General features: G+C 58.7%; 21 protein-coding genes, 1 tRNA gene and 3 pseudogenes. 15 read left to right on the forward strand and 10 right to left on the reverse strand.

The features are described 5' to 3' along the window. Positions 1-113: 113 nt before the first annotated feature. From thrS to Q8X48_RS24905, 10 genes and pseudogenes are all read left to right on the forward strand, one after another. Positions 114-2036: a threonine--tRNA ligase gene (gene thrS / locus Q8X48_RS24860; protein ID WP_007975710.1), complete on the forward strand. Its 1923-nt coding sequence runs from the start codon at positions 114-116 to the stop codon at positions 2034-2036. After that, complete coding sequence (gene infC, locus Q8X48_RS24865) at positions 2036-2587, forward strand: translation initiation factor IF-3 (RefSeq protein WP_172435703.1); 552 nt, start codon at positions 2036-2038, stop codon at positions 2585-2587. Before thrS ends, infC begins: the two co-directional genes overlap by 1 nt. Positions 2588-2647: 60 nt before the next feature. Continuing rightward, on the forward strand, positions 2648-2842 hold the full coding sequence (rpmI, locus tag Q8X48_RS24870; RefSeq protein ID WP_002553160.1) for a 50S ribosomal protein L35: 195 nt from the start codon (positions 2648-2650) through the stop codon (positions 2840-2842). Between the two features lie 28 nt (positions 2843-2870). Further along, complete coding sequence (rplT, locus tag Q8X48_RS24875) at positions 2871-3227, forward strand: 50S ribosomal protein L20 (protein WP_007905879.1); 357 nt, start codon at positions 2871-2873, stop codon at positions 3225-3227. Positions 3228-3336: 109 nt separating this feature from the next. After that, the gene (gene pheS / locus Q8X48_RS24880) at positions 3337-4353 is read left to right on the forward strand and encodes a phenylalanine--tRNA ligase subunit alpha (protein ID WP_007975711.1); all 1017 of its coding nucleotides are present in this window, start codon (positions 3337-3339) and stop codon (positions 4351-4353) included. A gap of 26 nt (positions 4354-4379) precedes the next feature. Continuing rightward, positions 4380-6758: a phenylalanine--tRNA ligase subunit beta gene (gene pheT / locus Q8X48_RS24885; RefSeq protein WP_407800128.1), complete on the forward strand. Its 2379-nt coding sequence runs from the start codon at positions 4380-4382 to the stop codon at positions 6756-6758. A gap of 3 nt (positions 6759-6761) precedes the next feature. Next, on the forward strand, positions 6762-7064 hold the full coding sequence (gene ihfA, locus Q8X48_RS24890) for an integration host factor subunit alpha (RefSeq protein ID WP_002553164.1): 303 nt from the start codon (positions 6762-6764) through the stop codon (positions 7062-7064). Beyond that, the gene (locus Q8X48_RS24895) at positions 7045-7401 is read left to right on the forward strand and encodes a MerR family transcriptional regulator (RefSeq protein WP_003179985.1); all 357 of its coding nucleotides are present in this window, start codon (positions 7045-7047) and stop codon (positions 7399-7401) included. Before ihfA ends, Q8X48_RS24895 begins: the two co-directional genes overlap by 20 nt. An 88-nt stretch (positions 7402-7489) precedes the next feature. Further along, a tRNA-Pro gene (locus Q8X48_RS24900) sits at positions 7490-7566 on the forward strand. Positions 7567-7977: 411 nt separating this feature from the next. Beyond that, positions 7978-8277: pseudogene (locus tag Q8X48_RS24905) on the forward strand (tyrosine-type recombinase/integrase); the annotation flags it as partial. A 118-nt stretch (positions 8278-8395) separates the two neighbouring features. Here the strand turns inward: Q8X48_RS24905 and Q8X48_RS24910 are convergent. Next, positions 8396-8614: a hypothetical protein gene (locus Q8X48_RS24910; protein ID WP_056722256.1), complete on the reverse strand. Its 219-nt coding sequence runs from the start codon at positions 8612-8614 to the stop codon at positions 8396-8398. A gap of 264 nt (positions 8615-8878) precedes the next feature. Here Q8X48_RS24910 and Q8X48_RS24915 point away from each other — a divergent pair. Continuing rightward, positions 8879-9085, forward strand: a pseudogene (locus Q8X48_RS24915) (DUF4158 domain-containing protein); the annotation flags it as partial. A gap of 2 nt (positions 9086-9087) precedes the next feature. Here Q8X48_RS24915 and tnpB read toward each other — a convergent pair. Both tnpB and Q8X48_RS24925 read right to left on the reverse strand, forming a co-directional pair. Continuing rightward, positions 9088-9387: an IS66 family insertion sequence element accessory protein TnpB gene (gene tnpB / locus Q8X48_RS24920; RefSeq protein ID WP_407800129.1), complete on the reverse strand. Its 300-nt coding sequence runs from the start codon at positions 9385-9387 to the stop codon at positions 9088-9090. Between the two features lie 115 nt (positions 9388-9502). Continuing rightward, the gene (locus tag Q8X48_RS24925) at positions 9503-9700 is read right to left on the reverse strand and encodes a transposase (RefSeq protein WP_407800130.1); all 198 of its coding nucleotides are present in this window, start codon (positions 9698-9700) and stop codon (positions 9503-9505) included. Between the two features lie 101 nt (positions 9701-9801). On the opposite strand from Q8X48_RS24925, the pseudogene Q8X48_RS24930 reads away from it, so the two are divergent. Next, a pseudogene (locus Q8X48_RS24930) lies at positions 9802-9972 on the forward strand (IS3 family transposase); the annotation flags it as partial. Between the two features lie 287 nt (positions 9973-10259). Here the strand turns inward: Q8X48_RS24930 and Q8X48_RS24935 are convergent. From Q8X48_RS24935 to Q8X48_RS24945, 3 genes are all read right to left on the reverse strand, one after another. Next, positions 10260-11390 (reverse strand): helix-turn-helix transcriptional regulator, encoded by a 1131-nt coding sequence (locus Q8X48_RS24935; RefSeq protein ID WP_407800131.1) that lies wholly within the window; start codon positions 11388-11390, stop codon positions 10260-10262. 64 nt (positions 11391-11454) lie between these two features. After that, positions 11455-12828, reverse strand: coding sequence for a DUF1329 domain-containing protein (locus Q8X48_RS24940; protein ID WP_407800132.1), 1374 nt, complete (start codon positions 12826-12828; stop codon positions 11455-11457). Between the two features lie 22 nt (positions 12829-12850). Further along, positions 12851-14482: a DUF1302 domain-containing protein gene (locus Q8X48_RS24945; protein WP_407800133.1), complete on the reverse strand. Its 1632-nt coding sequence runs from the start codon at positions 14480-14482 to the stop codon at positions 12851-12853. A gap of 383 nt (positions 14483-14865) precedes the next feature. Here Q8X48_RS24945 and Q8X48_RS24950 point away from each other — a divergent pair, with 383 nt between their 5' ends. Together Q8X48_RS24950 and Q8X48_RS24955 are read left to right on the forward strand one after the other, a co-directional pair. Further along, the gene (locus tag Q8X48_RS24950; protein ID WP_407800134.1) at positions 14866-15744 is read left to right on the forward strand and encodes an SDR family NAD(P)-dependent oxidoreductase; all 879 of its coding nucleotides are present in this window, start codon (positions 14866-14868) and stop codon (positions 15742-15744) included. A gap of 82 nt (positions 15745-15826) precedes the next feature. Continuing rightward, entirely contained in the window at positions 15827-16732 is a 906-nt protein-coding gene (locus Q8X48_RS24955) for an NAD-dependent epimerase/dehydratase family protein (RefSeq protein ID WP_407800135.1), read from the forward strand. Positions 16733-16871: 139 nt separating this feature from the next. Here Q8X48_RS24955 and Q8X48_RS24960 read toward each other — a convergent pair whose 3' ends face one another. From Q8X48_RS24960 to Q8X48_RS24975, 4 genes are read right to left on the reverse strand one after another with little or no spacing between them, the layout of a single operon-like run. Continuing rightward, on the reverse strand, positions 16872-17648 hold the full coding sequence (locus Q8X48_RS24960) for an SDR family NAD(P)-dependent oxidoreductase (protein ID WP_407800136.1): 777 nt from the start codon (positions 17646-17648) through the stop codon (positions 16872-16874). 15 nt (positions 17649-17663) lie between these two features. Further along, positions 17664-18419: an SDR family NAD(P)-dependent oxidoreductase gene (locus tag Q8X48_RS24965; protein ID WP_407800137.1), complete on the reverse strand. Its 756-nt coding sequence runs from the start codon at positions 18417-18419 to the stop codon at positions 17664-17666. Positions 18420-18460: 41 nt separating this feature from the next. Beyond that, on the reverse strand, positions 18461-19222 hold the full coding sequence (locus Q8X48_RS24970; protein ID WP_407800138.1) for an SDR family oxidoreductase: 762 nt from the start codon (positions 19220-19222) through the stop codon (positions 18461-18463). After that, complete coding sequence (locus Q8X48_RS24975) at positions 19209-19643, reverse strand: nuclear transport factor 2 family protein (protein ID WP_407800139.1); 435 nt, start codon at positions 19641-19643, stop codon at positions 19209-19211. The genes Q8X48_RS24970 and Q8X48_RS24975 overlap by 14 nt, the downstream gene beginning before the upstream one ends. Positions 19644-19852: 209 nt before the next feature. On the opposite strand from Q8X48_RS24975, the gene Q8X48_RS24980 reads away from it, so the two are divergent. Further along, positions 19853-20338 (forward strand): nuclear transport factor 2 family protein, encoded by a 486-nt coding sequence (locus Q8X48_RS24980; RefSeq protein WP_407800140.1) that lies wholly within the window; start codon positions 19853-19855, stop codon positions 20336-20338. Positions 20339-20396 lie beyond the last annotated feature (58 nt).

Genomic DNA, 20396 nt, shown 5'->3' on the forward strand with positions numbered 1-20396 from the left:
CCTGCCGCTGTAAGGCAGGCGTTCGTCATTGAATGGCCTGGACCGGATCTTGTACTGGCTCATCCCAACCCACGTGACCTTTGGTAGGGGTCACCACTAGGAGAGGAGGCGCCATGCCAACTATTACTCTTCCCGACGGCAGTCAACGTTCATTCGATCACCCGGTTTCCGTAGCCGAGGTCGCCGCATCCATCGGTGCTGGCCTGGCCAAGGCCACCGTTGCGGGCAAGGTCGATGGCAAGCTGGTCGACGCCAGCGACATCATCGACAGCGACGCGTCGCTGCAAATCATCACGCCAAAGGATGAAGAGGGGCTGGAGATCATTCGCCACTCTTGCGCCCACCTGGTTGGCCATGCGGTCAAGCAGTTGTACCCGACCGCCAAAATGGTCATCGGTCCGGTCATCGACGAAGGTTTCTATTACGACATCGCCTTCGAGCGTCCTTTCACTCCGGACGACCTGGCGGCCATCGAACAGCGCATGCAGCAGCTGATCGAGAAAGATTACGACGTGATCAAGAAAGTCACTCCGCGTGCCGAAGTGATCGAAGTGTTCAAGGCCCGTGGCGAAGACTACAAGTTGCGCCTGGTCGAGGACATGCCGAACGAACAGGCCATGGGCCTGTACTATCACGAAGAATACGTCGACATGTGCCGCGGTCCGCACGTGCCGAACACCCGCTTCCTTAAATCCTTCAAGCTGACCAAGCTGTCCGGCGCCTACTGGCGTGGCGATGCCAAGAACGAGCAATTGCAGCGCGTCTACGGCACCGCATGGGCGGACAAGAAGCAACTGGCGGCTTACATCCAGCGCATCGAAGAAGCCGAAAAACGCGACCACCGCAAGATCGGCAAGCGCCTGGGCCTGTTCCACACCCAGGAAGAGTCGCCGGGCATGGTGTTCTGGCACCCGAACGGCTGGACTTTGTACCAGGTGCTCGAGCAATACATGCGCAAGGTTCAGCGCGACAACGGCTATCTCGAAATCAAGACGCCGCAAGTGGTTGACCGCAGCCTGTGGGAGAAATCCGGGCACTGGGCCAACTACGCCGACAACATGTTCACCACTCAGTCGGAAAACCGCGACTACGCGATCAAGCCAATGAACTGCCCTTGCCACGTGCAGGTGTTCAACCAGGGCCTGAAGAGCTACCGCGAGCTGCCGATGCGCCTGGCCGAGTTCGGTGCATGCCACCGTAACGAGCCATCGGGTGCCTTGCACGGCATCATGCGTGTGCGCGCATTCACCCAGGACGACGCCCACATCTTCTGCACCGAAGAGCAGATGCAGGCCGAGTCCGCCGCGTTCATCAAGCTGACCATGGACGTCTACGCCGATTTCGGCTTTAAAGATGTCGAGATGAAGCTGTCCACTCGTCCGGAAAAACGCGTCGGTTCCGACGAGCTTTGGGATCGCGCCGAAGCGGCACTGGCCGCAGCCCTTGACAGCGCGGGCCTGCCGTACGATCTGCAGCCGGGCGAAGGTGCGTTCTACGGTCCGAAGATCGAGTTCTCGCTGAAAGATTGCCTCGGTCGCGTCTGGCAATGTGGTACCCTGCAGCTCGATTTTAACCTGCCTGTGCGTCTGGGAGCCGAATACGTCTCCGAAGACAACAGCCGCAAGCACCCGGTGATGTTGCACCGGGCGATCCTGGGGTCCTTCGAGCGGTTCGTCGGAATCCTGATCGAGCACTACGAGGGTGCGTTCCCTGCGTGGCTGGCTCCGACCCAGGCAGTGGTGATGAATATCACTGATAAACAGGCTGATTTTGCCGCCGAAGTGGAAAAAACTCTCAACGAAAGCGGGTTTCGTGCCAAGTCTGACTTGAGAAATGAAAAGATCGGCTTTAAAATCCGCGAGCATACTTTGCTCAAGGTTCCTTATCTCTTGGTTATCGGAGATCGGGAAGTCGAGATGCAGACTGTCGCTGTGCGTACTCGTGAAGGTGCTGACCTGGGCTCGATGCCCGTCGCCCAGTTCGCTGAGTTCCTCGCCCAAGCGGTTTCCCGGCGTGGTCGCCAAGATTCGGAGTAATTATTATTAAGCGTGAAATGAGACAAGATAAACGAACTGCACCGAAAGCCCCGATCAACGAGAATATCTCGGCACGCGAGGTTCGGTTAATTGGGGCTGAAGGTGAACAGCTCGGGATTGTGTCAATCGAAGACGCGCTTCTTAAGGCTGAAGAGGCCAAGCTGGATCTGGTGGAGATTTCCGCCGATGCAGTACCACCTGTTTGCAAACTGATGGACTACGGCAAATCGATCTTCGAAAAGAAGAAGCAGATTGCTGCGGCCAAGAAAAACCAGAAGCAGATTCAGGTTAAAGAAATCAAGTTTCGTCCAGGGACGGAGGAAGGGGATTACCAGGTAAAACTGCGCAACCTGGTACGTTTCCTGAGTGACGGGGACAGGGCCAAGGTATCCTTGCGATTCCGCGGCCGTGAGATGGCCCACCAGGAGCTGGGGATGGAACTCCTCAAGCGAGTTGAAGGTGACTTGCTCGAGTACGGTTCGGTCGAACAGCATCCTAAGATGGAAGGACGCCAGCTGATCATGGTCATCGCCCCGAAAAAGAAGAAGTAATCAACAGGGCACGGCAGGCCTTCTGATTATGTTTATCAACTGAATGCGGAGTATCCGAACATGCCAAAAATGAAGACCAAAAGTGGTGCTGCTAAGCGGTTTCTGAAAACTGCTAACGGTATCAAGCACAAGCACGCTTTCAAGAGCCACATCCTGACCAAAATGTCGACCAAGCGTAAGCGTCAACTGCGCGGTAGCAGCTTGCTGCATCCGTCTGACGTGGCAAAAGTCGAGCGCATGCTGCGCCTTCGTTAATTTTAGTCAAGAATAGAGGAAGTAACTCATGGCTCGTGTAAAGCGTGGCGTCATTGCCCGTAAGCGTCACAAAAAAATTCTGAAACTTGCTAAAGGCTACTACGGCGCACGCTCCCGCGTATTCCGTGTTGCCAAGCAAGCGGTAATCAAGGCAGGCCAATACGCCTACCGTGACCGTCGTCAGAAAAAACGTCAGTTCCGCGCTCTGTGGATCGCTCGTATCAACGCTGGTGCTCGTATCAACGGTCTGTCCTACAGCCGTTTCATCGCCGGCCTGAAAAAAGCGTCCATCGAGATCGACCGTAAGGTTCTGGCTGATCTGGCAGTGAACGAAAAAGCGGCGTTTGCTGCGATTGTCGAGAAAGCTAAAGCCACCTTGGCTTAAGTACCCCCGACAGTCACCCGGCCTCGCATCTGTGGGGTCAGGTGTTAAACGTCATAAATAGGGGAAGAGCCTTCAAGCTCTTCCCCTATTTTGTATCTGGAGTCTGTACATGGAAAACCTGGATGCGCTCGTCTCTCAAGCATTAGAGGCTGTGCAAAGCGCTGAAGATATCAATGCCCTGGAGCAAATCCGGGTTCACTACCTTGGCAAGAAGGGTGAATTGACTCAGGTGATGAAGACCCTGGGGAATTTGCCGGCAGAAGAGCGTCCGCAGGTCGGTGCGCTGATCAACGTTGCCAAGGAGCGTGTCACAGAGGTCCTTAATGCGCGCAAGGCATTGTTTGAAGAAGCCGATCTGGCTGCCAAACTCTCCGCCGAGTCCATTGACGTGACCCTGCCTGGCCGTGGTCAGACCTCCGGTGGTCTGCATCCGGTTACCCGCACTCTGGAACGCGTCGAACAGTTCTTCACCCGCATCGGCTACGGCATCGCCGAAGGCCCTGAGGTCGAAGACGACTATCACAACTTCGAAGCGCTCAACATCCCAGGCCATCACCCGGCCCGGTCGATGCATGACACCTTCTATTTCAATGCGAACATGCTGTTGCGCACCCATACCTCGCCGGTACAGGTCCGCACCATGGAGTCCAAGCAGCCGCCGATCCGCATCGTCTGCCCAGGCCGCGTATACCGCAGCGACTCCGATATCACCCACTCGCCGATGTTCCACCAGGTCGAAGGCCTGCTGATCGATCGCGACATCAATTTCGCCGACCTCAAAGGCACCATCGAAGAATTCCTGCGGGTGTTCTTCGAAAAAGAGCTGGCGGTGCGTTTCCGTCCTTCTTACTTCCCGTTCACCGAGCCATCCGCTGAAGTCGACATGGAATGCGTGATGTGCAGCGGTAAAGGCTGCCGCGTCTGCAAGCAGACCGGCTGGCTGGAAGTGATGGGCTGCGGCATGGTTCACCCGAACGTGCTGCGCATGTCCGGTATCGATCCGGAAGAGTTCTCGGGCTTTGCCTTCGGCATGGGCGTTGAGCGTCTGGCCATGCTGCGTTACGGCGTGAACGACTTGCGTCTGTTCTTCGACAACGACTTGCGGTTCCTCGCGCAATTTCGCTAGTCGTAACGAATTCTTAGGAGAGCAGGATGAAATTCAGTGAACAATGGCTGCGTGGCTGGGTTAGCCCGCAGGTAAGTCGCGACGAGCTGGTTGCTCGTCTGTCGATGGCCGGTCTTGAGGTCGATAGCGTTACGCCGGCCGCCGGTGTTTTCAGTGGCGTGGTGGTTGGCGAGGTGCTGAGCACCGAGCAGCACCCGGACGCCGACAAGCTGCGCGTATGCCAGGTCAGCAACGGTTCGGAAACCTTCCAGGTGGTTTGCGGTGCGCCCAACGTGCGCCCGGGCCTGAAGATTCCTTTCGCCATGATCGGCGCCGAGTTGCCAGGTGACTTCAAGATCAAGAAGGCCAAGCTGCGTGGCGTTGAATCCAACGGCATGCTGTGCTCGCAATCCGAGCTGCAGGTCGGTGAAGGTAACGACGGTCTGATGGAACTGCCGGCCGATGCGCCGGTGGGCGAAGATTTCCGCGTTTACCTGGACCTGGAAGACGCCAGCATCGAGGTCGACCTGACCCCGAACCGCGGCGACTGCCTGTCCCTGGCCGGCCTGGCTCGTGAAGTGGGTGCTTTGTACGCCGCTCCGGTCAGCCGTCCGGTAGTGGCTTCGGTGCCTGCCGCCCACGACGAAGTACGTTCGGTAGAAGTGCTCGCACCTGCCGCGTGCCCGCGTTATCTGGGTCGTGTGATCCGTAACGTCGACCTGTCCAAGCCTACGCCGCTGTGGATGGTAGAGCGTCTGCGTCGCGCCGACGTGCGCAGCATCGATGCTGCCGTCGACATCACCAACTACGTGATGCTGGAGCTGGGTCAGCCACTGCACGCCTTCGATCTCGCCGAAATCAACGGCGGCATCCGTGTGCGCATGGCCGAAGAGGGCGAGAAGCTGGTGCTGCTCGACGGTCAGGAAGTCAGCCTGCGCAGCGATACGCTGGTGATTGCCGACCACTCCCGCGCACTGGCAATCGCCGGCGTCATGGGTGGCGAGCACAGCGGTGTGTCCGCGACCACGCGTGATGTGTTCCTGGAAAGTGCCTTCTTCGACCAGATCGCCGTAGCAGGCAAGGCCCGTTCCTATGGCCTGCACACCGATGCATCCCATCGCTATGAGCGTGGCGTGGACTGGCAACTGGCCCGCGAGGCCATGGAGCGCGCGACTGGCCTGCTGCTGGAAATCACCGGCGGTGAAGCGGGTCCTATCATCGAGACCGTCAGCGAACAGCACCTGCCGAAAATTGCTCCGGTCACCCTGCGTGCCCAGCGCATTACCCAGATGCTGGGTATGGAAATGGATTCGGCTGAAGTGGAGCGCCTGCTCAATGCCTTGGGCCTGGCCATTACTGCCGACGGGGCAGGGCAGTGGCGCGTAGAAGTGCCAAGCCATCGCTTCGATATCAGTCTGGAAGTCGACCTGATCGAAGAACTGGCACGCCTGTATGGCTACAACCGTCTGCCGGTTCGTTATCCGCAAGCGCGTCTGGCGCCGCAAGCCAAGGCCGAAGCCCGTAGCGACCTGCCTGAACTGCGCCGCCTGCTGGTTGCCCGTGGATATCAGGAAGCAATTACCTACAGCTTCATCGATCCGAAACAGTTCGAACTGTTTAATCCGGGTGTTGAGCCGTTGCTGCTCGCCAATCCGATCTCCAATGACATGGCCGCCATGCGTTCGTCGTTGTGGCCGGGTCTGGTCAAGGCGCTTCAGCACAACCTGAACCGCCAGCAGGATCGCGTACGCCTGTTCGAAAGCGGCCTGCGTTTTGTCGGTCAGCTCGAAGGTTTGAAGCAAGAGCCGATGCTCGCCGGTGTGGTTTGCGGCAGTCGCTTGCCGGAAGGCTGGGCGCAGGGTCGCGATACCGTCGACTTCTTTGACGTCAAGGCTGACGTGGAAGCGGTGCTGGGCTTCGCCGGTGCCCTGGATGCGTTCACTTTCGTGCCAGGCAAGCACCCGGCATTGCACCCGGGTCAAACCGCACGCATCGAACGCGATGGTCGTCTGGTCGGCTTCATTGGCGCAATCCACCCCGAATTGTCGAAAACCCTCGGTCTCGACCGTCCGGTCTTCGTCTTCGAATTGGTTCTGGCGGAAGTCGCGTCGGGCAAAATGCCTAAATTCCACGAGTTATCGCGCTTTCCTGAAGTGCGTCGTGACCTTGCACTGATTGCGCACAAAGATATTGCAGCCACGGCTGTACTGGACGTAATCCGTGAAAATGCAGGCGAATGGCTGACAGACCTCAGGCTATTTGACGTGTATCAGGGTAAAGGCATTGATCCTGATAGAAAAAGCCTCGCAGTCGGCTTGACCTGGCAGCATCCATCGCGCACTCTTAATGACGATGAGGTGAATACCGCAACGCAAAACATCCTCACCTCGCTCGAACAAAGGTTGAACGCCACGTTAAGGAAGTGACGTATGGGGGCTCTGACGAAAGCTGAGATGGCGGAACGTCTGTATGAAGAGCTGGGCCTGAATAAACGGGAGGCCAAGGAATTGGTCGAACTGTTTTTTGAAGAAATCAGGCACGCTCTCGAAGACAACGAACAAGTCAAATTGTCCGGTTTCGGCAATTTCGACCTTCGGGACAAACGCCAGCGGCCTGGCCGCAATCCGAAAACGGGGGAAGAAATCCCGATCACGGCTCGCCGTGTGGTCACCTTTCGTCCAGGGCAGAAGTTGAAGGCCCGAGTTGAGGCTTATGCTGGAACCAAGTCATAACGACGAGCTCCCCGTCATCCCGGGCAAACGCTACTTCACCATTGGTGAAGTCAGCGAGCTGTGTGCGGTAAAACCACACGTGCTGCGCTACTGGGAGCAGGAGTTTCCTCAGCTCAACCCGGTCAAGCGCCGCGGAAACCGCCGGTATTATCAGCGCCAGGACGTGCTGATGATCCGGCAGATCCGCGCGCTTCTTTATGATCAGGGGTTCACCATCGGCGGAGCGCGCCTGCGCTTGTCCGGTGATGAAGCCAAAGACGACACCACTCAATACAAGCAAATGATCCGCCAGATGATCGCCGAGCTCGAAGATGTTCTGGTGGTACTCAAGAAATAAATTCCTGCTTTAAATACTTCCAGTTTTCAAAAGCTTGCGATATATTCTTGAGCGTTCCTCGAGATGAGGAGCGGGTAACACGCCTAGTCGGGGCGTAGCGCAGTCCGGTAGCGCACTAGCATGGGGTGCTAGGGGTCGAGTGTTCGAATCACTCCGTCCCGACCATTTATTCTTTAAGAAATCCAGTCACTTAGCGGTGACTGGATTTTTTTATGATTTATTGTTTTTGCGCGGAGCTGATTTTTGCCCCACTTTTTGCCCCACTGAGGATTTCGATTATCCGCTGGTCGAGAGGGAGGGGAATTAACGTAGAGTGCTCCAACGCGGGATGTTCAAGAGCATCGGGTGCGAGGCGTGCACGATTGCATCGTTAATAGGGAGGAACGTTTTCCTCTTCGGGTATGAACCTCCACGTATCCGCCACATATCTCCAAGCAGAGCCCGTAAGAGACTGGCTCTAAATCTCTACCGCGGGTGGCAGTGAGCGCTCTTTCAGGTGGCTGAAGGCATAACGGGTACGCAGGGCAGGGTCATAGGCGGGGAACGGCACGATTGCCCCTGCGCTGATTTCCTGCTCAAAAGTGCCTTCGCAGCAAGGATTTCTTGTGCCCGAGCTGGTTGCACGCCTCAGACCATCTTTCCACCAGACAATACGCTCGAATAGTCAAAGATTGGGTGGCAGCCATTGGCCTTGATCCAACCATGTACGGTACTCACACGCTTCGGAGAACCAAGGCTTCTTTGATCTATCGCAGGGCAAAGAACCTGAGGTCCGTCCAACTCTTACTAGGTCATACGAAGCTTGAAAGCACTGTTAGGTACCTGGGAGTCGAGGTCGATGATGCCTTGGAAATGGCGGAGCAGACGGAAGTCTGACCATTCATTGTGACGGTCGTGCTAGACCGTCGCTACTCGTCCCACTATCGGTCAAATGTGCCTATAAAATCAGAGACCGATTCAGATCAGAGGGCAGCCTTAGACTGCACTGAGTGATCTAAGACTGGCGTATCCTCATTATGGAATCTGTGATGGCTTGAGCATTTGTGTCCAGCGTTTCCATGGCCGATATCGCATTAGCGGCAACACTGCCAACCCCATTTTCTAAAAGCCACTTGGTTATTTCTTCTATTGCTGCACCTAGGGCGTGTTGATTGTGGAGGAGCAATGTCAGAGCGTCAGCCGTCGCGATCTTACAGTCTGAGCTATCTGGCATGACGGTCATCCTTGAGAAATGTTGCCGGAAGCCTAGTTCATCTCACGCTGGCTGAGACTGGTGGCTAATTACCTAGTTCTATCTAGCTGTTTGCATTCAACATTCACCTGAATTGCGCTTGCTCACGCTCCTGATTTTTGACCGGCAGAGGACGACCTAAAGCTGACTGTGGCGACAGGCAGAAATCGGCCAAAAGCGGCCTCTCATCAAGGGCAGTCATCAGCCAAACGTGGTCGGTGGACACCCTACTCGCAAAGCGGTTGCTTGCAGCTAGAAGTACTCAACAACAGATCTACTCTCTCTTACCCCAGTCAGTTGCACACCAAGGAGCTTCATCGAAGCTATTCCCTGTCTGATTCGGAGATCGAATGGGTCAATAACACAGCTAAGAGTCCGACCCTGTCGATTGGCCTGGCAGTCCAGCTAAAGGTCTTTCAGCAACTGCACTATTTCGTTCTTTTCGATGAACTTCTTCAGAAACTCAAGCCCAGCACTAAAGCCTGAAGTTGCTCGGTATCCAACTCAAGTTCAGAGCCTTGGCGAATACCAGGCCAGTGAAACTTACCTTGATTCAATCGGCGAGCAGTCAGCCAGATGCCAAACCCGACATGCACCAGGACTGTCATGCGAGTGGCGCGGCAGTTGGCGAATAGATAAGCGCAGTGCGGCTTCGCCGCACCGAACACCGCGATCACCCTGGCCTGCGCGGTCTCGGTGCCAGCACGCATGTCCATGGGCTCGGTGGCGCGCCAGATGGCATCGATGCGGATCATTGGTGAGCCCACGAATGAATCGGGCGCACCCTTCAGGATCGGAAATTGGCCACTTCACCGTGAGCGTTTGCTGGCCAAGCGGTAATTCAATGATCGCCGGCGCTTCAGCCAATCGTTAAGATTCGACTTTCAAAGGGATAAAAGCTGGTAGCGCGACAGCCTGCTGATCACGGTAAAGCGGCAGCCAACGGCGCACGACATTAGCGTTGATACGATGACTCATCGCGATGGCTGCCACGCAAACGACGGACTGCTCGCACTCATGGACGACTTGGGCCTTGAAGGATGCTGTGTAGGACTTACGTTCACGCATGGCGATCCTGACATTAAAGGTAATTGCGTCCGCATAAAATTACGCGGACACAATCGCCCTTATCGGCCGGGCTCGGAGGGTGTGTTCGCCGGCCCCTTACCATCAAAACGATCAAGCGCGACTACATCGCGCATATGCTCAAACCTGGTCGGGAAACAGTGTTGCGCAACTTGGCAATTGCCTTCGAGCGTTAAAACGAGGAGCAGCCGCACAGCGCGCTGAAATACCGCTCACCACGGGAGTTTAGGCGCTTGGCCGCGGCATCAGTTTAACGGGGAGTTGGTGCCCAGCTTTATAGGGGCGAGTCCACGGAGAACTCCAGCAGCCTTATAGGATAGCCAGAGACTCAAGGCCAGAATCTGAAGGGTATTAGAAAGCACGAGTATCCATACTTTTGACATTGACTGATGGCTGTATGCTGCAATGTCGGGATTGTCACTAGAAGCGCCACATAGCCAAAAGTGGCAACGCACAATAGCGCGGCGATAAATAGTGTTTTTTTTGTTTTCATAATCATCCTTCGCTAAAGGAAACCCGTTTTATCGTGCGTGGCGGCCGCTTAACCGAGGGTGGCGACGCTACGCAGAATCAAGCGCACCAGTAAGGTCTGGCTGGTGACCCCGGTTTTCGAAAAGATAGAACGCAGTTGCGCACGTGCCGTGTTGCGGCTGATGCCGAGTTCCTCCGAGGCTTCATCAATGGTCTGGCCATTGGCTAACTGAAAGGTCAGGTGAGTTTCGGCAGGCGTCAGGTCGAACAGCGACCGGACGATTTCTTCAAGGGCGGTGGATTTCTGCGCAGGGTCGCTGATGAAAATGACCACTGCCGGGCAGTATCTGCCGTCGCTCCATTCGCTTTGCTGCACGCGGCGCACGATCAGGCCAAGGTTGACCCGCCCGGAAGGACGTTGCACGCGCATGGCCTTGACCAGCGAGGGGTTCTTGCCCTTCTGCGAGAGCAAGGCCTGATCGATCAGTTTGTGGAATTCCTGGCAATCGCGCACCGTCCCCACTTGCAGACCGTCGTTGACCAGTTCGATACCGTCCCTTTCCGCCAGCAGGCGTTGGGCGAGTCGATTGCTCTGCAGGACCTTTCCGTCCTGGTCGAGGATGATGGTGCCCACAGCCAGTTTGTCGACGGCGCCAGCATAAAGGTTGCGTTCACTCTCGATGCGGTTGAGGCACATGTGCAGGATGACTGTACGTTCAAGGTGCGGCAGGAACGAGGCAAGAAACTCCTTGTCCTGCTGATTGAATGGCCCGCTGGCGCGATCGCGGGAGATGCGGATCCGGCATTTGGAGCCAAGGCTGGTGTTGATGTCGGCTCCAAGGATATGGAACACATCCACAGGTTCCAGGAACCCCTTGTAAAACTCGGATTCCAGCCAGTCCTTCTCGGAAACGAATTCGGTGCAGATGACGACTTGGCGATTGGGCAGGTCGGTGAAGGGGTCGAGGGTGTAGAAGTACTGATTGTAGGACGCTGACATCGCCGCCGAGGAACCGGCAGTGTTGATACTCAGACCGTCCACGTGCTGGCTCGGCGGTCGCAGGGTGAGGGTGGCGTGCTTGGCCCCCATCGAGCATTTGAGTTGGTCTAGAAAGGTGCTCCAGGGAATACTTTCCAGCGGCCCCTGGTAAAGGCTGCCGAGCATGCCGCTGAATTCTTCAAGGCTCAGGGGACGTAGCATATGGACCTCATGTCGTGTGAGCCTGCTGCCCGACCGCGTGGCGTTCGGGCAGTGGCTCTGATTGTCAGCGCCCGAGTTTGCGTAGGTTGGTAGTGGTGAAATAGTCCGCTTCGAAACTGCTGCTGTTCAGGCGAGCGGGGGGTTGACCATTGAGCAGGCGGTCGGTCAGGTAGGAACCGGCGATCAGGTCATGGAACATCGCGAGGCGCGCCTGGAAGCCCTGCATGTCGTAGGCGTACACCGTGGTCTGCATGTTGCTGCGCCACAGGGCGCCCTTGCCGTCGTAGTTGTCGGCCAGCACGCCGATCCACGAGTCTTCGTCGATATAGAGCCTGCGCTTGCCATAGACGTGCCGTTTGCCGGGCTTGAGGTTGGCTTCCAGAACCCATACACGGTGCAACTCGTAACGCATGTAATCGGGATTGACGTGGCCTTTGGTAGCCAGCAACTGGTCGAGCTTCAGGCCGGGATCGTCGAGCTTGTTGTTGTTATAGGGGATATACATCTCCTGTTTGCCGAGCAACTTCCACTCGTACCGATCCGGCGCGCCGTTGAATAGGCGGTCTTCATCCATCACGCGAAAGCCACCGGCACCGAAGGGGGTGTCGTAGGCCACGGTGGGGGCTCGACGTACCCGACGCATGCCAGGAACGTATTGCCAGGCCTGGGATGGAGAGGCCATGGGGTCGGTGAACGTGTGGGCAAGGATGATCTCGCCCTTTTTACGCGCAGGTTCCAGGGTGGACACCATGGCGTAGGCCTGTACGCCGCCGGAGCTACCGACGCTTTCCTTGGGGTCGTCCCAGACCGAGTAGATCTTGTAGTCCATGGACTCGAGCGAGCGCTCACCGTTGGACAGGGTAAGGGCCATGGTGTAGACGGCGTCCTCCTTCCAGGCCCGGGCAGGCAGGTTGAGGTTCCACATCAGCTCGTAGCCATTTTTCGGGATGGGGAAGGGAGAGGCACCAATGGCATTGGTCACGCCGTTGCCATCGCTGATCAGTTCGGCATCGACAGCATTCTTCGCAATGTTGCTCTCGACCCTTTCCGAGTAGCGGAAATCGCGATGGCTGGGGTAGATCGGCATCTTGAACGTCTGCGGGTAGTGCCGGAACAGGGCTTTCTGGCCGTCGGAAAGCTTGCCTTCGTATTGCGCCATGTTCTGTGCCGTGATGGTGAACAGCGGTTTCTCATCGGCGTAGGGATTCGGGTACTGGCTGCCGCTGCCGGCGTAGTTCAGGTTGGGCGGTGCACCGCGCCATTTGCCGCTCCAGGCGGGAATGCTGCCATCGGCATTGCCGGCTTTTTCCGCGCCCATGGGGGTGAGTTCGCGGCCCAGACGGGCGGCCTCTTCAGGGCTTGATTTGGCCAGTGCGACGCTGCTGAAACTGCTGGCAAGCAACACGCTGAGCAATAGGGTCTTGTGCTGAATATGCATGTGGATTCTCCGGCGCACTGAGTTAGAAGCTGTACTTGGCGCTGATGGCGAGGTTGTCGCGATCGGCCAGCGGGGTGTCCTTGGCGTCGCCAAGGAAGGCGTTGTAACGAGTATCGAGGGTCAGGTTGTTGAGGTAGCTCCAGCTGACGCCGACACCCAGGCGATTGTCTCCCTCACCCATGCCGAAACTGCCGAGCAGCGAGGAGTCGCCGTTGACCGCCTGGCTGAACACAAGGGGAATGCTCATATCCCAGCCATTGATGAGGTTCAGGTAGGAAAAGGTGGCGCCGACGGTGTAGCCCCAAGACGATGTGTCGTTGAACAGCGTGTCGGTGTTCGGCGTGGTGAGGGAGGCGAACCCGCCCGTGCCATCGGCGACGAACACATTGAAACTTGGCGCCTTGTCGTTCTGCAGGACGCGGTTGTAGCCCACTTCACCGGTGAGGTTGACCGTGTCGGCCACCCAGGTGTTGCTCAGCATGTGGACGAAGGACACCTGGGTCTGCAGGGTCTCGCCTCGTACCGAGTAAGGCACCAGGCCGGTATCCACCATCACGGGCGCACCGTCGCGGTAGCTGATCTCGCCACTGACGTTGGTTTCGCCAAGTACGGTGGAGAAGCTGGCGCCAAACAGGTCGACTTCATCGAAGTAACGCACCAGGTAAGCGGCTTCGTTCCAGTGGCTGAGGAAATCCAGCTGCGGTGCCTTGTCATGGAAGCGCGAGTAGTACAAACCGAATTCGGTATTGTTCAGAGCTTCGGCCATATAGGTCATGGCCACGCCGTACTGCCCTTTGTCGCTGGGCTTGTCGTCCTTCAGGCGGTGGGTCAGGCCGAAGGCATCGGTGAAGCCGCCCTCGTCGATCTGGTCGGTGACCGAGAAAAAGCTGCCGACGCCGTCGATCTCGGTCTTGCGCCATTCGTATTGGTAGTAAGCCTGCAGGCCTATGTTATCGGTCACGCTGATCTGGCCGAACAGCTGGCCCACTGGCAGGAAGATCTCCTTGACCTCGACTCCGGGGGTATTGGCCTTGGTGGCGTCGGCCGGGCTTTGCGCGCCGGAGATACCGTTGGCGATGTACAGGCTTTCACCCCAACTGACCACTTGGTCGCCCAGGCGCAGGTTGACGTCGTGCCCGCCCAGGTTCCAGCTGCCGTATACATAGGAGTCGAGCAGACGTACATCACGTCCGTGCTGGTCGATGGTCTCCTGGGAAAAGTGCTTGGCACTTGAGCATTCGCCGCCGACGAAGCAGTTCGAGGTGCCGGTGTCGTTGTCGTTGTCGCGGTTGTAGACGTCGTCGTAGAAGCCGCTGGCGCGCATGAACAGGCCGTAATCCTGTTGCCAGTTGAGGTTTATCTCGGTGAGGAAGCTGGATCGATTGCTGATCAGGCTACCGCGGTCGAAGGCGTTGTTGCCGTCGTCGATGTTGGCGATCAAAGGGTTGGGGAAACCATCGGACAACTGCTTGTCGCGGGACTCGGTGCGCCAGGCCAGGCCATAGGTGAGGTTGGTGTTCCACTGGACCTTCAAATCTTCGCTGGGCTGGTAGCTCAAGGCATGGGCTTGACCAGCCAGCCCACCGGCCAACATGGCCAGAGACAAGCGAGCGGCGGAACGCAGGGGTTGCTGGGCGATTATTGTTTTTATCATGTCGTCCTCTTACCTGAGCCAGGTATTACCCGGTCGGTATGTGTCGGGGTGTGAACGCTGCGACATGACTATGGAGTCGACGCTTGTACGTCCTCATCGTCCTACCGGACTAGGTGTAGAAAGACCGCCTTCTGCATGCCAGCACCGTCTGATGCGGCTGTGCGCCCTTTGGATTCGAGGTAGTCCCTCAGGACGATGCCGCCCCGGTAGCGCCGGCAAACAATCGCCGAAACGACAAGCCAACGAGGGTAGCGGGATGATGGACTTCACAGGCAAAACAGTACTGGTCACTGGCGGTGGAGCAGGCCAGCGGTAACGGTCTCAATTTCTGACCCCGCACTGACGGGCTGCGCATCACCACCAACAATAATAAGGAAGCACAGATGAAATCGGATAACTCCAGGATCGCGGTTGTCACTGGCGCCAGCCGCGGCGTTGGCAAGGGCATTGCCATCGCCCTCGGTGCGGCGGGCATGACCGTCTACCTCAGTGCCCGCTCAGCCACCGCCAGCACCAGCCAGCTGCGCGGTCAGCCGCTGCCTGGTAGTTTGGCGGAAACCGCCGAGGCAGTGACTCGCGCTGGAGGCAAGGGCATCGCTGTGTCCTGTGACCACCGCGACGATGAACAGGTACGCGAACTCCTCGCCCGCGTCGAACGCGAGCAGGGGCGTCTCGACCTTCTGGTAAACAACGCCGCCTTGCTCCACGAGAACCTGATAGATCCAGGGCCGTTCTGGGACAAACCCCTGGAGTTGATGGACATCCTCGACGTCGGTCTGCGCTCGGCCTATGTCGCCAGCTACCATGCCGCGCCCCTGCTGGTGCGTAACGGACATGGCCTGATTGCGTTTGTGTCCTCCTTCGGCGCCGGCTGCTACATGCACGGTCCGGCCTATGGTGCACAGAAGGCCGGCTGCGACAAGCTGGCCGCGGATATGGCGGTGGACTTCGAGGGCACCGGCGTTGCCGCGATATCTCTCTGGCTCGGCCCGCAGCGTACCGAACGCACGGCTATTGCCGGAGCGGAGCGCACCGACCAATACGATGCCTTCATGGCCATGGCAGAAACTCCGGAATTCAACGGTCGAGTGATCCGCTCGCTGCTCGATGCCCCGGAACTGGCCAGCCTCTCCGGGCAGACCCTGATCAGCGCCGAGCTGGCCCTGGGCTATGGCATCAGCGATGAGGCCGGACGTCAGCCACCGTCCTATCGCGAGATGCTCGGTGCTCCTCGGCGACAGCACCCCGCACGCGTTATCTGAGCTGTGCGCGCCCGGCGTTGCCCTGGCGCTTCCCCCCCCAAAAAACGGCCCGACTTCGGGCTCAAGCAGGAGCGAATATTCGATGAAGATTCTCGTAATTGGCGGGACCGGCCTGATCGGTGGTCATGCTGCCCTCTATCTCAAGGACCAGGGTAACGACGTGACTATCGCCGGCCGTAAACCGGCGGCCGCAAGCAGCGCCCTCGCCGAGTTGAAACAACTGCAGTGCGACTACATCGCGGGTACCCTCAGCCGGGACGAGCTGGCCAGCTTCGATGCCCTGGTGTTCGCTGCCGGCAGCGACATCCGCCACGTTCCGCAGGAGGGTGATATCGATGCTCACTGGCAACGCGCGAATGTCGAGGCCATCCCGCGCTTTTTCGAGCTGGCTCGTAGCGCCGGGATCAAGCAGGCGGTGCTGGTGGGCAGCTTTTATCCTCAAGTGGCACCGGAGTTGATCGACAGCATCCCGTACGTGCGCTCGCGTCATCTATCGGATGACGGTGCAAGAGCACTGTCCGGGCCGGACTTCAGAGTCTGCAGCGTCAACGCGCCCTTCGTTGTAGGGATGGTGCCGGGACTCAAGGTGGATATGTTCGAGGCCTACACCCGTTATGCTGAAGGCAAGTTCGCGCCAATGCCGTTCTACGGTCCGGCGGGTGGCAGCAACTTCATCTCTACTCGCTCGCTATCCCAGGCAATCTGGGGTGCACTGCAGCGCGGCGAATCGGGCAAGGCATACCTTGTAGGGGACGAGAATCTCAGTTACGCCCAATACTTCCAGGCCTTCCTGCGCGCTGTCGGCAACGACGCCGAGATGCCATCTCTGGACCAGGAGCACCCGCTGCTACCGGACATGGCCCTCTATACGGGGCGTGGCAACACCATCAGCTACCAGCCCGACGCGCAGGACGCCGAATTGCTCGGTTACGTGCGCCAGGATATCCAGCGTGCGGTGAACGAAGTGGTGAGTCAGTACCGCGGCTAGAGACAACCGACACCGGCCTTGTCCTGCATGGCCGGTGTCGGCAGGTGAGTCACACGATTAAAAGTTTCCCCCGCTTGAAAGGCGGGGGTCGCCTGAGGCCAGCACGACGTGCGGGTCTTTTCTATGGGGGCCTCATGATTCAGATGGGCGAACCCGGCAAGCCTTCGTAGTAGCAACCAGCCGCCGCGCCGCCATCCACCGACAGTTCGCTGCCATTGCAGTAGCTGGCGTCGTCGCTGGCGAGGAACAGCGTGGCGTGGGCAATTTCCTCCGGGGCGCCGATGCGCTGCAGCGGTACCTGACGGTATTGGTTGTTGAGCGAGTCGCGCGGGGCGCCGGTGGGGTTGGACATTTGCGTATCGACCCCGCCCGGATGCACCGAATTGACTCGCACGCCATGCGGGCCCAGCTCCAGCGCCGCAACCTTGGTCAGCCCGCGAACGCCCCACTTGCTGGAGACGTAGGCGGCCAGGGCGTTGACTCCGCGCAAGCCGTCCACCGAGGAGATGTTGACGACCGAGCCGGCGCGCTGCGCACGCATGATTGGCGCCACGGTATGGATACCAAGGAAGGTACCGGTCAGGTTGATCGATAGCGCCCGCTCGAAGTCGGCCTTGGACAGTTGCTCCAGGGAGCCGAAGACCAGCACGGCGGCGTTGTTCACCAATACATCGATGCGCCCGAGGCGTTCTACCGTCTCGTTCACCAGTTGCTGCCAGCTTCCCTCGTCGCTGACATCCAGGCGGCGAAAGCTGGCGGCGTCGCCCAGTTCACTGGCCAGGGCCTGGCCCTCGGCTTCCAGCAGGTCGGCGATGACTACCTGCGCGCCGTGCTCGACGAACAGTCGGCAGGTCTGTGCGCCCATACCGCGGGCCCCGCCGGTGATAATGGCGACTTTGTTTGCTAAACGTTGCATACAGTTGCTCCTCGATTAACCCCAGTAAGCCTGGCCACCATCCAACGGGATGGTCGCGCCAGTCAGGTAACGTGCGTTGTCGCTGACCAGGAAGGCGACGGTGCGACCGATGTCGGTCTCGCAATCGCCGACCCGGCGCAACGGGATGCTGCTGAAAAAGGCCTGGGCCTCTTGCGGGTTGTTTTCGACCCAACCGCGCAGGCCCGGTGATAGCGCATGCGGCGCAATGACGTTGACACGGATGCCAACCACCCCCCATTCGCAAGCGGCGCCACGGCTCAGGGCGCGGATTGCTTCCTTGGTCGCGGCATAATGGCCGTAGCCCGATGCGTCCCAGCGTACCGCCGCCGAGGAGGCCAGGTTGATCACCGCGCCGTCGCCCTTGAGGTAGGGGTAGCAGGCCCGCATCAGGCGCAAGGTGGCCATGGGGCCCGAGTCGATGCCCTGCATGAAGGCTTCGTCGCTGACCTCGAGGATGCTGCCTAACGGCACGATTTGGGCATTGTTGACCAGGATGTTCAGTCCGCCGAAGGCTTCTATTACCTGGGCGACGCAGCGATCGATGTCGGCCTGGCTCATCACGTCACATTCCACGGCCAGCGCGGTGCCGCCACGGCGACGGATTTCTGCACAGGTTTGCTCCAGGGTGACGCGCGTGCGGCCTGCCACTGCGACCGTTGCACCTTCATCCGCGAGGGCATAGGCGATTCCCTGGCCGACCCCTTGGCCACCACCGGTGATCAGGGCAACTTTGCCTTTGAGCATGTTCATGTGTGGTTCCTTTGTCAGAGATTTTTTTTGTTGGTGGAACATCAAGCGATACCGGAAATCAGCTGCGCGTTGTCGATGCGTAGCTCGGCGCCATTGATGAAGCGCGATTCATCCGAGGCGAGGAAAAGCACCAGGTCGGCCACGTCCTTGGGCATGCACATGCGCGCCATGGGGTTGTCGCCGATGCCCAGGGCTACCGGGTCGAGGTCGGGGACCATGGCCTGGGTCATCGGGGTCCAGATGCCGTCCGGGTGCACCGAATTGCAGCGGATGCGGTAGCCCTGCTGCTTGCAATGGACGGCCACGCTGCGGGTCAGCGCGGTCACCGCACCCTTGGAACTGCTGTAAGCGCACATCGGCGCCAGGCCGGCGAGGGCCGCGACCGAAGACATCATGATGATCGAGCCGCCCGCGGCATTATTTTTCATCGCCTCGACAGCGTACTTGCAGCCGAGAAAATAGCCGTCAGCATTGACCCGCATGACGTTGCGCCACTGTTCCAGGCTGGCTTGCTCGATAGTCCCCAGCGGGCAGATCGCCGCATTGTTGACCAGCACGTCCAGGCGCCCGAAGTGGGACAGGGTCTTGGCGATCGCTCGTTGCCAGTGTGTTTCGTCGGCCACATCCAGTTCGATGAACAGGGCATGCGCACCGATCTCATCGGCCACGCCCTGGCCGGCCTGGCAGTTGACGTCGGCAACCACCACACGGGCGCCTTCGGCGGCCAGCAGCAGGGCATCGGCCTTGCCAACGCCGCTGGCGCCGCCGGTGATAAGCACGACCTTGTTCTCAACGCGTTTCATGTGGGGCTCCTCGCAGGGGCAGGTCCTGGCTCCAGTCGAGCAACAGCTCGCGGTACGTGAAGTGCCAGATGCCATCCATGCAGGCGAAACGGTCGCGGTAGCGAATGCCCCAGTCGAGCTTGCGCTCGATACCCTCGGTCTCATAGATATGGTTGGCCACGCAGTAGGTTTCCGCACTGGCTTGCAAGCCATCCACTTCAGCCAGGTGGTTATGGATGTGATGCTGGGTCTTGCTGTAGTGACCCAGGCCGTTCATGCCTTCGACGATGGCGCTGACGCCATCGAAGCTGAATCCCGGCCCCTTGAGCGTTGCCTCGGGGGTAAACAGGCGGGACAGCACCGCCCAGTCGCGTTGGTCGACTGCCTGAGCATAACGACAGATGAGTTCGTAGAGCGCTTGCTGGTGCGATGCCTTGGACATTCTCGAGCCTACTTGTCTGCCCTGCGATGGTGCAGGTGCGGTCAAACTCGCATTCCGGAGGAGGGGGGGCATCGTCCTAGGAGACTACCGCAAGGGGCAGGGCGGTATTGTTCAAACAGGCTTCGGGCCGGCCGTAGTCTGGCCGGACGATGAGTGTCGCCCACCCCCTGCCTATCCTGCGCGAAGACCCACCCACAGGAGCACAACCGATGGCTATGACGATGGACACCTACCTCGAAATCGAGCAGATCAGACAGCTCAAGTACCGCTACTTTCGCGCGCTCGACTGCCACGACTGGACCTTGTTCGAAACCTGCCTGGCCGAAGATGTGAAAACCGCCCTGGACAGTGGCAAGTACAGCTTCGATGGCCGCGCTGCATTCGTAGAAGGGCTCAAGGCAATAATGGACAGGCCCGGCCTGCTGTCCAAGCACCAGGGCCATCATCCGGAGATCGAAATGCTGGCGCCCGACAGGGCCAGGGGCACCTGGTACCTGGAAGATCATGTCATTGATCTGGACGGGGGCTGGATGCTGCACGGTACGGCTTTTTACCAGGATGAATACGTTAAGCGCGACGGGGCCTGGCAGATCCTTGCAACAGGGTACCGCCGCGTATTCGAGACCCTGACTTCACCATTGCCCGAACAGTTCAAGCTGACTGCCAGCCTGTTCGATGCGGCCTGCCACGCGTAGAAAAACCAATGAAAAAGCCCGGCGCAGTGCGTCGGGCTTTTTGGCGGTTACCGAGAAA

This window comes from Pseudomonas sp. QLc11A (assembly GCF_052112305.1).
In the GTDB taxonomy this organism is placed as follows: Bacteria; Pseudomonadota; Gammaproteobacteria; order Pseudomonadales; family Pseudomonadaceae; genus Aquipseudomonas; species Aquipseudomonas laurylsulfatiphila.